This window comes from Rhodococcus sp. JVH1 (assembly GCF_000280725.2).
Classification (GTDB): domain Bacteria; phylum Actinomycetota; class Actinomycetes; order Mycobacteriales; family Mycobacteriaceae; genus Rhodococcus_F; species Rhodococcus_F jostii_A.
Window position 1 is genome coordinate 7,815,853 of sequence record NZ_CP166289.1, and the last position, 17,098, is coordinate 7,832,950.

The 17,098-nt window shown below is 68.7% G+C and carries 1 protein-coding gene (cut by a window edge); it reads left to right on the top strand.

Features of this window, described 5'->3' with window-relative positions:
• A protein-coding gene (locus tag JVH1_RS36740; protein ID WP_063720681.1) for a non-ribosomal peptide synthetase crosses the window boundary here: on the top strand, positions 1 to 17,095 show its 3' portion. The gene continues 14,024 nt to the left of window position 1, outside the view; only the last 17,095 of its 31,119 coding nucleotides appear in the window; the start codon falls outside the window, past its left edge; it ends in the stop codon at positions 17,093 to 17,095.
• Positions 17,096 to 17,098: the final 3 nt, after the last annotated feature.

The window sequence follows — 17,098 nt, forward strand, 5'->3', positions numbered from 1 at the left end:
CATCGCGCCGCGAAATGAGGCCGAGCGCACAGTCGCGGCAGTGTTCGCTGACGTGCTCGGTTCGAGCCGGGTCGGCGCGCACGACAACTTCTTCGATCTCGGCGGCAACTCGCTCTCCGTCACACGAGTGGCGGCTCGGCTCGGTGAGTTGTCGGGCACCGGACTCTCCGTGCGCGATGTGTTCACCGCGCCCACGGTCGCGGAGTTGGCTCGTCGTCTCGCCGAGCCCACGGCCGCAGGGGGCGCGCGCCCGGTGCTGTCCGGGATGCAGCGACCGGCCCGGATACCGCTGTCACCGGCGCAGCAGCGGATGTGGTTCATCAACCAGTTCGACCCCTCCTCGCCCGCGTACAACCTGCCGTTCGCGGTCCGCATGTCCGGTGCTCTCGATGTCGCCGCGCTGTCTCAGGCACTCGACGACGTAGTCGGGCGCCACGAGTCGCTTCGTACCGTTTTCCCTGACACGGACGACGGACCCGCCCAGGTCGTCGTGTCCGCGGCAGATCTCTCGATGCCCCTCGAGGTCGTGGACGTACCGGAGGGCGAGCTCGATTCCCGGATGATTGCATTCTCGTCGCACGGGTTCGACGTGTCCGAGGACTTGCCGGTTCGGGCAACGCTGTTCCGCACCGGTCCCGGCGAACACGTCCTGGCGATCACGCTGCACCACATCGCCGCCGACGGTTGGTCGTTCGGACCTCTCGGCGCGGACGTCATGGTCGCGTACGCGGCCCGAGCAGAGTCGCGAAGTCCGGAGTGGATTCCGCTTGCTGTCCAGTATGCCGACTACAGTGTGTGGCACAGGGCGGTTCTCGGCAGCGAGGACGAGCCGGAGTCCCTCGCCCGGCGCCAACTCGAGTACTGGACGCGGACGCTCGACGGTCTCCCGGACGAGCTGAAACTCCCCTTCGACCGCCCGCGCCGGACTGAGCAGTCCTACGTCGGGGGATCCGTGGGCTTCACCATCACCCCCGAGATTCACAGCGGAATCGAACGGTTGGCGCGTGAACACGGAGCCACGGTCTTCATGGTGGCGCACGCTGCCTTCGCGCTCCTGTTGGCCCGCCTGTCCGCGTCGGACGATATCGCCGTCGGCGCTCCGATCGCGGGACGTGGCGAACGTGCTCTCGACAACCTGGTGGGAATGTTCGTCAATACGCTCGTGCTCCGCACGCGCATCGAGAGCACTGAGACGTTCGCGGAGTTGCTGACGCGGGTACGCGACGGCGACATCGGGGCATTCGGCCACGCGGACCTCCCCTTCGAGCGTCTCGTCGACGTACTCGACCCCGTGCGGACGTCCGCGCATCACCCGGTCATCCAGGCTGCGCTGTCGATGCAGCCGACGGCCATCGACGACATCGAGCTCCCCGGACTCCGGGTGCGTGTCGAGGACATCGACGCGCGTGTCGCGAAGTTCGACCTGCAGCTGACATTGGGTGAGGACATCGACCCCGCGGGCGTTCCGTCGGGTATTCGCGCCGAGTTCACCTACGCCGCAGACTTGTTCGACGACGTTACTGTGCGCCGGTACGCGGGGCAGCTCGTGCGAATCCTCGAAACGGTGATTGCAGACCCGACCACGGTGGTCGGCGACGTGAATCTCCTCGACGACGCCGAGAGGGCCCGCCTGGTACCGGTTCGCGGGCCTGCGAGTCGACCTAGTCGACTGCTTCCCGAAGTGCTAGCCGAGTCTGCGGCCGACCCGTCCGCGACGGCGCTCGTCTTCGGCGACCGTTCGATGACCTACGGAGAACTGGACCGGCGATCCAACCTCTGGGCGCGCGAATTGATCGAAGCCGGAGCCGGACCCGAGACATTCGTGGCCGTCGCGCTCGCCCGCTCGATCGAATCGGTGCTCGCCGTCTGGGCCGTTGCCAAGGCAGGTGCCGCGTTCGTGCCGGTGGATCCGAACTACCCGGCCGAACGAATCGCACACATGCTCGGCGATTCGGGGTCCGCGCTCGGCCTGACGACGATCGAGTTCCGAGCCGGATTGCCCGACTCGACACAGTGGCTCGTGATGGACGATCCCGACCACACTGCGCTGGTGACGTCCCACTCCTCGGCCGCGGTGACAGCGGCCGATCGCCTCGGACGGATGCACGCGGACCAACTCGCCTACCTCATCTACACATCCGGATCCACCGGACTGCCCAAGGGCGTCGCCGTCACACACTCGGGGCTCGCGAACCTCCTGACCGAGCTGGCCGACGAGTACGAGCTCACCGCCGACGCCCGTACCCTGCACTTCGCATCACCCAGTTTCGACGCCTCCGTATTTGAGTATCTGATGGCCTTCTGCAGGGGCGCGACGATGGTGGTCGTTCCCCACTCGGTGTACGGCGGTACGGAGCTCGCCGAACTCCTGGGCGCGCAGAGGGTCACGCACGCCTTCATCACACCGGCCGCGTTGGCGTCCGTCGACCCCACGGGACTCGACGAACTCGCCGTCATCGTCGTCGGCGGAGAGGCCTGGGGTGCCGACCTCGCCGAGCGTTGGGTACCGGGGCGGGCACTGTTCAACGGATACGGGCCGACCGAGTCCTCGATGATGGTGACGCAGTCTGGACCGCTGATGCTCGGCGAGCGGATGACCATCGGCGCTCCTGTGCGCGGTGTCGAGGCTTTCGTTCTCGACGCGCGGCTGCATCCCGTGTCACCCGGTGTGCCCGGGGAGCTGTACATATCGGGGCCGGCGCTTGCCCGCGGCTACCACCAGCGACTCGGTCTCACCGCGGAGCGTTTCGTCGCGAACCCCCACGGTGCACCCGGTCGGCGGATGTACCGTACCGGCGACCTCGTCCGGTGGGTCGAGTCCCGCACCGGGACATACGTCATCGAATACGTCGGGCGCAGCGACTTCCAGGTGAAGATTCGTGGATTCCGTGTGGAACTCGGTGAAATCGACTCCGTGTTCCGAGCGCATTCTGCGGTCGGATTCGCCGCAACCATCGCGCACGACACCGAATCCGGCGTTACAGCACTGGTCACCTATGTCTGCGCTGCGTCGGGGAACGACGTCGACGTCGACGACTTGACCGCATTCGTCGGCGGGGTGTTGCCGGCGCACATGGTCCCCGGTTCGATCATGGTTCTCGACTCGATCCCGCTGACACCGGCGGGCAAGCTCGACCGCCGCGCCCTCCCCGAGCCCGTGTTCGTGAGCCATACCCGATTCACCGCACCCGACACAGCGGACGAGATCGCAGTCGCCGCAGCGTTCGCGGATGTGCTGGGTGAATCACGCATCGGTGTGGACGACAACTTCTTCGCTCTCGGTGGCAACTCCTTGTCCGCCACCCAGGTGGTTTCCCGGGTCGGTTCAGCGTTCGGCACCCGTGTCTCCGTTCGCACGCTGTTCGACAACCCCACTGTGCGTCAACTTGTCTCCGCAGTGGCCACGTCGGGGCCGGACGCGTCCTCGGGTCGGCCCGCGCTGACCCGACGCGAGCATCCCGGACGAATCCCGTTGTCGCTGGCGCAGCAGCGGATCTGGTTCCTCAACCAATACGATCCTTCGTCGTCCGCATACAACATTCCACTCGCACTGCGGATGTCGGGGCGTATCGACGTCCCGGCCTTGCGTGCCGCGCTCGGTGACGTTCTGGAACGACACGAGTCGTTGCGGACCGTGTACCCAGGTTCTGCGGACGGTGCGCATCAGGAGATCCTGCCGGCCGCCGCCGCAGAATTCGATCTCACACCGATCCGAACCGCGCCGGACCAGCTGATGCTCCGGATCGCCGAGTACGCAGTCGCCGGTTTCGATGTGACCCGGGAGATCCCGTTCCGAATCCACCTGTTCCGGGAGAACCGTTCCGAACACGTGCTGCTGCTCGTCGCGCACCACATCGCGGCAGACGGATGGTCGTTCGGTCCGCTCGCCGCCGACGTGATGGCCGCATATGCATCCCGAGTGGAAGGGCTGGCGCCGTCCTGGGAGCCGCTGCCCGTCCAGTACGCCGATTACAGTGTGTGGCAGCGGGAACTGCTCGGCGCCGAGGACGATCCGGACAGTCTGTCCGCCACGCAGATCGAGCGTTGGCGTGCGGCGCTGGACGGTGCGCCCGAGGCACTCGATCTGCCTACGGACCACCCCCGTCCCGCGGTAGCGTCGCACCGCGGTGAACGCGTGGACTTCGAGATCGATGCCGACACCCACCGGGGGCTGGTCGAGCGCGCCCAGAAGGGCGGCACTACGCTGTTCATGGTTGTTCATGCAGCGTTCGCGACGCTCTTGCACAGGCTCAGCGGCAGCACGGACATCGTGATCGGCACACCCGTCGCAGGCCGCGGGGACGAGGGACTCGACCCGCTCGTCGGAATGTTCGTGAACACCCTGGCCTTGCGCACACGGATTGACCCCGGCGAGAGTATCGACGCTCTCCTGGAACAGGTGCGCGATGTCGATCTCACGGCATTCCAGGACACGGAGGTTCCCTTCGACCGGCTCGTCGAGATCCTGCGTCCCACCCGGTCGTCCGATCGGCACCCGCTGTTTCAGGTGATGTTCGCCTTCCAGAATCTGCGGCCGGTGACGCTGGAACTGCCGCAGTTGGTGGTAGAGGCCGTCGACTTCGATCCTCACATCGCGAAGTTCGATCTGGATCTGGCGCTCGCCGAGATCGTGGACGACGCCGGACACCATCACGGGATTTCCGGTGCCTTCACATTCGCATCGGAACTCTTCGAACGCGCCACTGTCGCGGGATTCGCGGACCGATTCCTGCGGATCCTCGAGGCGGTCGCTTCCGCCGACGACATCGCCGTCGGCGATATCGCCATCCTGGGTGCGGCCGAGCAAGGGTCCCTCGCACCGGTGTGGGGCGGGCCGTTGCTCGCGAACGCCACGCTGCCCGAGCTGCTTCTCGCGACGGCGGAACGGTATCCGGACTCGACTGCCGTCGTCTTCGACGGTGTCTCGATCGATTACCGTGAGCTGGACCGACGATCGACACAGCTGGCACGTGCACTCATCGGGATGGGCGTCGGCCCGGAAACCTACGTCGCACTAGCCTTGCCGCGCTCTGTCGAATCGGTGCTGTGCGTGTGGGCCGCTGCCAAGACCGGTGCGGCCTACGTTCCGATCGACCCCGCGCATCCGGTGGACCGCATCGCGCACATTCTGCGGGATTCGGGAGTCGTCGTCGGTGTCACCTGCGCCGAGTTCGCCGAACACCTCCCGGGGGTGACCGACTGGCTCCTACTCGACGATCCGGAAGTGCTCCGCGAATTGTCCTCGGCGAGCACTGCGCCGGTCGGGGATGCGGATCGTACCTCCGCTCTGCATGTCGATCATCCCGCCTATCTCATCTACACGTCGGGTTCGACGGGACTGCCCAAGGGCGTGGTGGTGTCCCACCGCGGTCTCGCGAATCTCGCCGGCTCGTATACCACCGCAGTGCGGGCCACCGAGGAATCCCGGGTCGCGCACCTCGCGTCCCCGACGTTCGACCTGTCCGTCCTCGAACTGCTTCTGGCCCACACTTCCGGGGCCGCGCTGGTGGTCTGCCCGCCCGGTGTGTACGGCGGCGTAGAGCTACACGAGGTGTTGCAGTCCGAACGCGTCACGCACATGACCATCACGAATGCTGCTCTGGCGTCGGTCGAGCCGGAGGGACTGGACGATCTACGCTCGATCGTCGTCGGCGGCGACGCCTGCCCACCGGAGACGGTGGCGCGATGGGCCGACCGACTCGAACTCGTCAACGGGTACGGTCCCACCGAAGTGACGGTGGGCGCCACGTTCAGCTCGGTGCTCGGCCGGGGCCGAGACATCACCATCGGCGGGCCGCTGCCCGGGGTCGCCGCCGTGGTTCTCGATTCGAGGTTGCGGCCCGTGCCGGTCGGTGTCGTGGGAGAGCTGTACCTGCTGGGACCGGCTCTGGCACGCGGATACCACGAGCGTGCCGCGCTCACGGCACACCGCTTCGTGGCCAGTCCGTTCGAGGCCGCCGGTGCCCGGATGTACCGCACCGGTGACATTGTGCGCTGGCGCGCAGTACATTCCGGTGTGACCGGCAGCATGACCGACGGCACTTTTCCCGGACATGCGATCGAGTACCTCGGCCGCTCCGACCATCAGGTCAAGGTTCGTGGACTTCGTATCGAACTCGGCGAGATCGATGCCGCCCTCAACGCACATCCCGATGTCGAATTCGCTGCCACCCTGGGCTACGAGTCGCCCGCGGAAACCCGACTGGCATCGCACGTGCTGGTCGGTGCGGGCGCCGACCGTGATCCGGCAGCTCTGCTCGCGTTTCTGCGTCAGGCATTGCCGGGATACATGGTTCCGTCGGCGCTCGTGTTCCTGGACACGATTCCGCTGACCCCGAATGGCAAACTCGACCGGGGCGCCCTGCCCGCGCCCGACTTCGGTGCGGCAGCCAAGGAGATCGTGTACCGGGAACCGCGGAACCCCCTGGAGCAGTCGATCGCGGATGCGTTTGCCGAAGTGCTGGGCGGTACGGACATCGGTCTCGACACGGATTTCTTCGATGCAGGCGGTAACTCGCTCTCCGCGACCCGGGTGACCGCCCGGGTCGGCGCCCTGCTCGACATCCGGGTCACCGTGCGTGATCTCTTCGAAGCCCCGACCGTCCTCGCGCTGGCCGAGTCGCTGGCGCCGCGAATGTCCGAGGCGGACGACGGCGCTTCCGCCGGACCGGCCCTGGCGCCGCAGCCGCGTCCCGACCGGATCCCGCTGTCACTCGCGCAGCAGCGGATGTGGTTCCTCAACCAGTTCGAGACGTCCTCGCCCGCATACAACCTGCCTGCCGCGGTCCGGCTCACCGGACCGCTGGACATGGCGGCGCTGGCCGCGGCGATCGACGATCTGATCACCCGGCACGAATCGCTGCGGACCGTCTTCCCCGATTCCCGGGGCGGACCGCACCAGGTGATCCTCGAGCCCGGACAGTTCACCCCCGACACCGCACCGGTCCGCATGAGCGAAACCGGGCTACGCGCGGATCTCGAACAATTCCTGCTGACCGGCTTCGACGTCTCCCAGGCGGTGCCCCTGCGGGTGAAGGTGTACTCGCTCGGCGACACCGAGCACGTGCTCGCTTTCGTCGTCCATCACATCGCCGCCGACGGCGTGTCCATGGAACCGCTGATCCGGGACGTGATGATCGCGTACTCGAGCCGCGCGGCAGGTCATGCGCCCACCTGGGCGCCGCTGCCGGTGCAGTACGCCGACTACGCGCTGTGGCAGCGGGAGGTGCTCGGCGTCGAATCCGACCCGGCCAGCCTCGCCGCCGCCCAGCTCGAGTATTGGACCCGGACACTCGCCGGTGTCCCGGACCAGCTGTACCTGCCGGGGGACCGGGGCAGGCCGGCCGTTCCGTCGCATCGGGGTGCGGCAACGCGTTTCACCCTGGACGCCGACACGCACCGGGCCCTGGCCGAGCTGGCACGCGCGCACGGCGCCAGCCTCTTCATGGTCGCCCACGCCGCGCTCAGCGTCCTGCTGGCCCGGCTCAGCACGAGCTCCGACATCACTGTCGGCACGGCGATCGCCGGTCGCGGCCGGGTGGAACTCGACGACATCATCGGCATGTTCGTCAACACCCTCGTGTTGCGCACGACGCTGGACCCGGGGGCGTCGTTCGTGTCGCTGCTCGAACAGGCCCGGGACGTCGACCTCGAGGCGTTCGCCCACGCGGACCTGCCGTTCGAGCGGCTGGTGGAGGTTCTCAGCCCGGTCCGCTCCACCTCGCACCACCCGCTGTTCCAGGTGGCGCTCGGCGTGCAGGCGGTCTCCGCCGACCGACTCGAACTGGACGGGCTGTCGCTGGAGCCGCTCACCCTCGACGCGAGCATCGCGAAGTTCGACCTGCACTTCACGCTCACCGAGCGGCTCGACGACGCCTCCGAGGCCGCCGGCATCGACGCCGAACTGGTCTACGCGACAGACATTTTCGACGAGAGCACCGCCGCCGAGTACGCGACCCGGCTGCGGCGGATCTTCGAGGCGGTCGTCGCCGACCCGCAGCGGCCGATCGGTGACATTCCGGTCCTCGGCGACGAGGAATACGCGGCGCTCACCCCGGTGCGCGGCGCCGACGCGCGACCGGTGCAGATGCTGCCCGAGATCCTCGCCGACGCCGTCGCCGCGGCACCCGACGGACCCGCCGTCGTCTTCGAGGGGGAGAGCCTCACGTACCGGGACCTCGACGAACGGTCGAACCAGCTGGCCCGGTTGCTCGTCGACAGGGGAGTGGGACCCGAAACCCGGGTCGCGCTGGCGCTGCCGCGGTCCCTCGAATCCGTGGTGGCCGTGTGGGCGGTGGCCAAGACCGGTGCAGCCTTCGTGCCCGTCGACCCCGGCTATCCCGCGGACCGCGTCCTGCACATGGTGCAGGACTCCGGGGCGATGGTCGGGATCACCGTGTCCGCGAAACAGGACCTCCTCCCGGACTCGATCCGGTGGATGCTGCTCGACGACCCGGCACTCGCGGTGCGCTGCACCCACGAATCCCGGTTGCCGCTCACCAACCGCGACCGCATGCGGCCGATCCTGTCCGACCAGGTGGCGTACGTCATCTACACGTCGGGGTCCACCGGCCGGCCCAAGGGAGTCGCGGTCACGCATCGCGGTCTGATGAACCTGGTAACCGACGAGCGTGAGCTCCTCGGGGTCACCTCCGGCTCGCGGACACTGCATTTCGCGTCCCCGAGCTTCGACGCCTCGGTGTTCGAGATGCTGATGGCACTCGGCGCGGGAGCCACGATGGTCATCGCCCCGCCCACGATCTACGGCGGATCGGAACTCGCGGAACTGCTCGCCGCGGAACACGTCACCCATGCGTTCTCCACTCCGGCGGCGCTGGCGTCGGTGGACCATCACGGGCTCGACGACCTCGCCGTGGTCGTGGTCGCCGGTGACGTGTGCCCACCGGAACTGGTCGCCCGCTGGGCGCCCGGGCGTCGCATGGTGAACGCGTACGGCCCCAGCGAGGCGACGATCATGTCGTCCATCACCGAACCCCTCCGCGCCGGCGAACCGGTCACCATCGGTGGCCCGAGCCGCGGAGTGCGGGCACTCGTGCTGGACGGCCGGCTGTGCCCGGTGCCGGTGGGTGTGCCGGGCGAACTGTACGTCGGAGGACCGAGCCTCGCCCGCGGCTACCTGGGACGGCCGGGACTGACCGCCGAACGCTTCGTCGCCGACCCGTACGGCGAGCCCGGCGACCTGATGTACCGCACCGGCGACCTCGTCCGGTGGCGGGAGAACCGCGTCCTCGATTTCGTCGGCCGCACCGACCACCAGGTGAAGATCCGCGGATTCCGGATCGAACTCGGCGAGATCGATGCCGCGCTCACCGCACACCCGCAGATCGAGTACGCCACCACGATCGGGTACGAGCACCCGAACGGGGAGACCTCCCTCGTCGCGTACGTGCTGCCGTTCACCGGTGAGGACGTGGACCGGGTCGAGGTCGCGAACTTCGTCGGGCGCACCCTGCCCGCCTACATGGTTCCCGCCTCCGTCACGCTCCTCGACGCCCTGCCGCTCACCCCGGCGGGCAAGCTCGACCGGGCCGCGCTGCCCGAGCCGATCTTCGTCGCCGCGGCCACGACATTCGAGGCACCGCGGAACCCGATGGAAGTGATCGTCGCCGGCATCTTCGCGGACATCCTCGCGTTGCCCGAGATCGGCATCCACGACAGCTTCTTCGACCTCGGCGGCAACTCGTTGCTCGCCACCCAGGTGGTGTCGCGGATCAACGCCGCACTCGACGTCCACGTCGGGGTCCGTGAAGTGTTCGAGTCGCCGACCGTCGCCGCACTCGCGGCACGCATCACCGAGACCACCACCCGCGGTGTGCGACGCCCCGCGCTGACGGCGAAGCCCCGGCCCGAGCACATTCCGCTGTCGCTCGCCCAGCAGCGGATGTGGTTCATCAACCAGTTCGACACCGCATCGCCCGCCTACAACCTGCCGGTCGCGCTCCGGCTGTCGGGCGAGGTGGACCTGCCTGCCATGCAGATCGCGATCGCCGATCTCGTCGGGCGGCACGAGGCGCTGCGCACCGTCTATCCCGACTCCGCCGACGGTCCGCACCAGGTGATCGTGCCCGCCGGGGACGCGGTGCCCGACCTGACACCGGTGGCGGCGCACCCCGACGACGTCCTCGCCCGGGTACTCGCACTCGTCACGACAGGCTTCGACGTGACCGCGGACGTGCCGCTGCGGGCGCGGATGTACCGCGTCGGCGCCGACGACTACGTGCTCGTGATGGTCGCCCACCACATCTCGGGTGACGGCTGGTCGCTCGCCCCGCTGGCCCGCGACGTCATGCTCGCCTACACCGCCCGCGCCGAGGGACACGTTCCCCGCTGGACGCCGCTGCCGGTGCAGTACGCCGACTACAGCCTGTGGCAGCGGGAACTCCTCGGCGACGAGACCGATCCCGAATCGGTCGCCGCCGCTCAGATCGCCTACTGGACCCGCACGCTGGAGGGTCTGCCGGACCGGCTGTCCCTGCCGACCGACCGTCCCCGCCCCGCGGTCGCGTCGCACCTGGGCGCGCACGTGCCGTTCACCATCGACGCCGGCACCCACCGCGCCCTGCTGGCGCTCGCACGCGGCCGGAACACCTCCCTGTTCATGGTGATGCACACCGCGCTCGCGGTGCTGCTCGCGCGACTGAGCAACGAGTCCGACATCGCCGTCGGCGCACCCATCGCCGGCCGCGGTGAGGAATCCCTCGACGAACTCGTCGGCATGTTCGTGAACACCCTGGTACTGCGCACCCGGGTGGACCTCGCGAGTTCGTTCGCGGACAGCCTCGCCGACGCACGCTCTGCCGATCTGAATGCGTTCGCGCACTCCGACATTCCGTTCGAGCGCCTCGTCGACGTGCTGAACCCGGCCCGGTCCCGCGCGCACCACCCGCTGTTCCAGGTCGCGTTCTCGTTCCAGAACCTCGCCACCACCACACTCGAACTTCCCGGACTGCACGTCGAGGGACTCGACGTGCCGAACACGATCTCCAACTTCGATCTGCACCTGACATTGTCGGAGAAGCACGACGCCGACGGATCCCCGGACGTGATCGAGGCACAGTTCACCTACGCCACCGACCTCTTCGACGAATCCACCGTGCGGGCGTTCGCGGAACGCTTCACCCGCGTGCTCGCGTCGGTCGTGGAGGATCCGGACGTGGCGGTCGGGGGCATCGACCTCCTCGACGGCCCCGAACGACAGTCGATCGTCGCCGACTTCAACGACACCGGCGTCGATCTGCCGCCGACGACGCTCGCCGAACTGTTCTCCGCCCAGGCGGCGCGCACCCCCGAGAAGGCCGCGGTGTTCTTCGAGGGCACCGAACTGACCTATGCGGAGTTCGACCGCCGTGTCGACGTGCTCGCCCACCGCCTGATCGATCGCGGGGTGGGACCGGAATCCGTGGTGGGACTGGCGATGAACCGGTCGATCGAACTGCTGGTCGGGATGTACGCGGTGCTGCGAGCCGGCGGCGCGTACCTCCCGATCGATCTCACCCATCCGGCCGACCGCCTCGCCTACGTGCTCGCGACCGCACGACCGGTGTGCATCCTCACCACGTCCTCGGACGGGTTCGCCGCCGAGTCCGTCCCGGTCATCGAGATCGACACCCTCGACCACACCGGCTCACCACGCGAACCGGTGACCGATGCGCGTCGCCTCGCCCCGCTGCGGCCGGAGAACACGGCGTACCTGATCTTCACGTCCGGGTCCACCGGCCGGCCCAAGGGGGTCGCCGTGACTCACGCCGCCATCGCGAACCAACTCCGCTGGAAGCAGCACGAATACCCGCTCGACACCACCGACGCCGTCGTGCAGAAGACACCCGTCACGTTCGACCTGTCGGTGTGGGAACTGTTCTGGCCGCTGACCACGGGCGCCCGACTCGTCATCGCCCGCCCGGACGGTCACCGCGACCCGGCCTACCTGGCGGACCTGATGCGTCAGCAGCGCGTCACGACAGCACATTTCGTGCCGTCCCTGTTGGAGGCCTTCCTGGCGACGCCGGGTGCGGGGGAGCAGCCGGCCCTGCGGCGGGTGCTGTGCATCGGCGAAGCGCTGCCCGTCGACACCGCCGCCCGCTTCCGCCGCCGGTTCGGGGCCGTCGCGCTACACAACCTGTACGGGCCCACCGAGGCCGCCGTGTCCGTGACCGCCTGGACACACACCGCCGACGATGTCGACACCGTTCCCATCGGCGGACCCGAGTGGAACACGCAGGTGTTCGTGCTGGACGCCCGCTTGAACCCGGTCCCCGTCGGGGTAGCGGGTGAGCTGTATCTCGCCGGTGAGCAACTGGCCCGCGGCTACGTCGCTCGCGCGGATCTGACGGCCGAACGCTTCGTGGCCAACCCCTTCGGCGCATCCGGTTCGCGGCTCTACCGCACCGGCGACGTCGTCCGCTGGCGCGTCCGGGACAGCAGGGGCGTCCTCGAGTACCTCGAGCGCTCCGACTTCCAGGTGAAGGTCCGCGGGTTCCGCATCGAACTCGGCGAGATCGAGTCCGCCCTGGTGTCGAGCGCGGGAGTGGGGCAGGCCGTCGTCGTCGCCCACCAGCACCCGCACACCGGGACCGCCCTGATCGGCTACGTCGTCCCCGAGGACGGTGCCACCGTCGACTCCGCCGCGGTTCTGGCCGAGGTCGGCGCCGCCGTCCCGAGCTACATGGTGCCCGCCGCCCTCGTCGTGCTCGCGCAACTGCCCCTGACCTCGAACGGCAAACTCGACCGCAAGGCCCTTCCCGCACCCGACTTCGCCTCGGCGACAGACGAATATCGTGCCCCCGCGACGCCCACGGAGGAATCGGTTGCCGCCGTGTTCGCCGACGTGCTCGGCGTCGACCAGGTCGGTACCGCAGCGAACTTCTTCGACCTCGGTGGCAACTCCCTCGTCGCCACCCGGGTGGTCGCCCGCCTGTCCGAGCGGCTCGGGTGCCGTGTGGAGATTCGAACCCTGTTCGCGGCGCCCACCGTCGCCGCCCTTGCGGCACTGCTGGATTCGATCGACGCCACCGCACCCGCCCGCCCGGCGCTGACACCGGCGGTGCGCCCCGAACGGATTCCGCTGTCGTCGGCGCAACACCGGATGTGGTTCCTCAACAGGTTCGACCCGAATTCCGCGGTGCACAACATTCCCGCGGCGGTCCGGCTGTCGGGCGCGCTGGACGTCGACGCACTGCAGCATGCGGTCGCCGACGTCGTCCGCAGGCACGAGTCGCTGCGGACGGTGTACCCGGACTCCGCGGACGGCCCGCACCAGGTGATCCTGCCCATCGACCGGGTGGGGGGCGAAATGTCCGTCGTCGCGACGGACGAGGCCGCGCTGCCCGCTCGAATCGCCGGCCTGGTGACCACCGGATTCGACGTCACCACGGAGGTTCCGGTGCGGGTGCGGATCTTCCGCATGTCCGCGACGGAACACGTTCTCGCCCTGGTGGTCCATCACATCTCCGGCGACGGCTGGTCGATGGCCCCGATGGTGCGGGACGTGATGACGGCGTACGCGGCGCGGTCGGCGGACACCACGCCCGACTGGGCGCCGCTGCCGGTGCAGTACGCCGACTACGCGCTGTGGCAGCGGGCGCTTCTCGGCGACGAGACCGATCCCGAATCGGTGTCGGCACGGCAACTCGCGTTCTGGACGCACACCCTCGCGGGCGCACCGGATCAGTTGGACCTGCCCACCGACCGCCCGCGTCCCGCGGTCGCGTCGTACCGGGGCGGCACCGTCGACTTCGCCGTGCCGGCCGACCTGCACGGCACGCTCCTGGGTGCGGCGCGGGACGCGAACGCGTCCCTGTTCATGCTCGTGCACTCGGCGCTCGCGGTGCTGCTGAGCCGACTCTCCGGCACCGGGGACATCGCCATCGGCACTCCCGTCGCGGGCCGTGGCGAACGCGAACTCGACGACCTGATCGGCATGTTCGTCAACACGCTGGTCCTGCGCCAGCAGGTCGACGGAGGCCGGACCTTCGCCGAACTGGTCGCCGACGTGCGCGAGACCGATCTCGCCGCCTTCTCCCACGCGGACGTCCCGTTCGAGCGCCTCGTGGAGATCGTCAATCCGTCGCGGTCCACCGGGCGGCATCCCCTGTTCCAGGTGATGCTCACGTTCCAGAACCTCGACCAGGCGACCCTTCGACTGGGTGACCTGTCGGTGAGCGGCGTCGACTTCGACGTCGACATCGCCAAGTTCGACCTGCAGCTCACCCTGATGGAGCAGTTCGACTCGGCGGGAAGTCCGGACGGGATCGCGGCCCGCCTCACGTACGCCTCCGACCTGTTCGACGAGCCGTCCATGTACGTGTTCGGACAGCGGTTCCTGCAGGTTCTCCGGGCGGCCACCGACAGTCCGGACACCGCGGTCGGCGACATCGACGTCCTCGGCAGCGGCGAACGGAAGCAGATCGCCGGCACCAACGCGACATCGCACGAGGTGCCCGCCGGCACCCTGGCGTCGCTGTTCGACACGAGGGTCGCGGCGGACCCCGACCGCGTCGCGGTGATCTTCGACCGGGACGAGTTGACATACGCCGACTTCGACGCCCGGGTGAACAGGCTGGCGCGCCGACTGATCGAGCAGGGCGTCGGCCCCGAGTCGGTGGTGGCGGTCGCGATGCGCCGTTCGATCGATCTGCTCGTCGCGATCTACGCCGTCGTGAAGGCCGGCGGCGCCTACGTGCCGGTGGATCCGGACCACCCCGCCGAGCGCACCGCGCATGTACTCGACACCGCACAGCCGGCATGTGTGCTGGTCAGCGGTGCCGGACTCGCCGGCGGTGGATCGGTCCCCGTCATCGACGTCGCGTCCGAGGACGTCTCCGGCTTCGACAGCTCGCCCGTCACCGACGCGGACCGGCTGTGGCCGCTGTCCCCGGCGAACACGGCGTACGTGATCTTCACGTCCGGGTCGACGGGCCGGCCCAAGGGCGTCGCCGTCACCCACGGCGCGATCGTGAACCGACTGCTGTGGATGCAGCACGAATACACCCTGACCAGCGCGGACGTCGTCCTGCAGAAGACCCCGGTGACGTTCGACGTGTCGGTGTGGGAGCTGTTCTGGCCGCTGCAGGTGGGAGCCTCCCTGGTGATCGCCGCACCCGACGGACACCGCGATCCGCGGTACCTGACAGGGCTGATACAGGAACGTCACGTGACGACCACCCACTTCGTGCCGTCGATGCTGTCGGTGTTCACTGCCGAACCTGCTGTGGCGGTGTGTGATTCGTTGCGGTTGGTGTTCTGTTCAGGTGAGGCGTTGACGCCGGAGCAGGTGTCGCGGTTCCGGGCGGTCTGTGGTGCCGATCTGCACAATTTGTACGGGCCGACGGAGGCCGCGGTCGATGTCACGTATTGGGAGACCGGTGCGGCGGACACGGTGACGGTGCCGATCGGGCGTCCGGTGTGGAACACGCAGGTGCATGTGCTCGATTCGCGGTTGCATCCGGTGCCGAACGGGGTGGCGGGGGAGTTGTATCTGGCGGGCGATCAGCTGGCGCGGGGGTATCTGAATCGTCCGGATCTGTCGGCGGATCGGTTCGTGGCGAACCCGCACGTGGCGGGTGGGCGGATGTACCGGACGGGGGATCTGGTGCGTCGCCGCGCGGATGGGGTTCTGGAGTATGTGGGGCGTACCGATTTCCAGGTGAAGTTGCGGGGGCAGCGGATCGAGTTGGGGGAGATCGAGGCGGCGCTGGAGGCGCATCCGGACGTGTCGCAGGCGGTGGTGGTGGTGCACCGCGACGACCGCGGCGAGGAAGCGTTGGTGGCGTACCTGGTGGGACCGCGCGCGGCCGACTGGTCCGACGTGTGCGCACACCTGTCCGCGCGCGTCCCGTCGTACATGATCCCGGCCCAGGTCGTGCACCTGGATACCCTGCCGCTGTCGGCGAACGGCAAACTCGACCGCACGGCCCTGCCCGCACCGGCCGCCCGGTCGGCGGCCGACGAGTACCAGGCGCCGCGAACGGCGGCCGAGCGCGCCGTCGCCACAGTGTTCGCCGACGTGCTCGGCATCGACCGCGTGGGAGTCACGGACAGCTTCTTCGACCTCGGGGGCAACTCGCTGATCGCCACCCGGGTCGCATCCGCGCTCGGGTCCGAGCTGGGAATCGACTTCCCGCTGCAATGGATGTTCAGCGACCCCACACCGCAGTCGCTGGGACAACGCATCCAGAAGTGGACGAACGACGGGGTGGACGGTGCCGGTGCGTCACTCGACGTGCTTCTCCCGATCCGCACGAGAGGAACGGCGGAGCCGCTGTTCTGTGTGCATCCGTTCATCGGGCTCGCCTGGAGCTACGCGGGGCTCGGCCGCGAGCTGACCCAGGACCGGCCGATCTACGGGCTGCAGTCGCCCGCGCTGACCGAGGACGAACCGCACCTGGAGACGATCACCGACTTCGCGGCCCGCTACGTCCGAGAGATCCGTTCGATCCAGCCGCACGGCCCGTATCACCTGGTGGGGTGGTCGCTGGGTGGAGTCATCGCCCACGAGATGGGAGTGCAGTTGCAGGATGCCGGTGAAGAGGTGCGTCTGCTGGGGCTCCTCGACAGCTACGTCGGGATCGACCGCAGCGTGGAGAACTCCGCGACCACCGCGGATCTTCTCGGCGGTGTCGGCCTGGACCTCCCGGACGACAGCGTGCTCGACGAACTCGCGCCGGACGGACAGTTCGACGCCGAGCGTGCGGCGGCACTGCTGCGGGTCGTCGGAGGGCCGCTGGCGGCGCTGACCGCGACGGAACTCGAACGGATCTACGGCAATGCGCTGCGAGCCCCCGCACTGATCGACGCGCACCGGCCGAGGGTCTTCGACGGCGAGCTGGTGTTCTTCACCGCCGCCCTGGACGACGGTTTCCACGTGGACCCGGTGACCTGCTGGGGGCAGTTCGTGCGCGGGAGTATCGACGAGCACCCGGTGGACGCGACGCACTGGACGATGACGACGCCGGATGCTCTCGCCGCGATCGCACCGCACCTCGAGCGTTCGCATCGCCGGCCGCGGCACGCCGCGCCCGACACCGGCAGGGACAGCGATCCCGACGACAGCGCGAACCGGCCGCACTCGGTGCGCTGACCG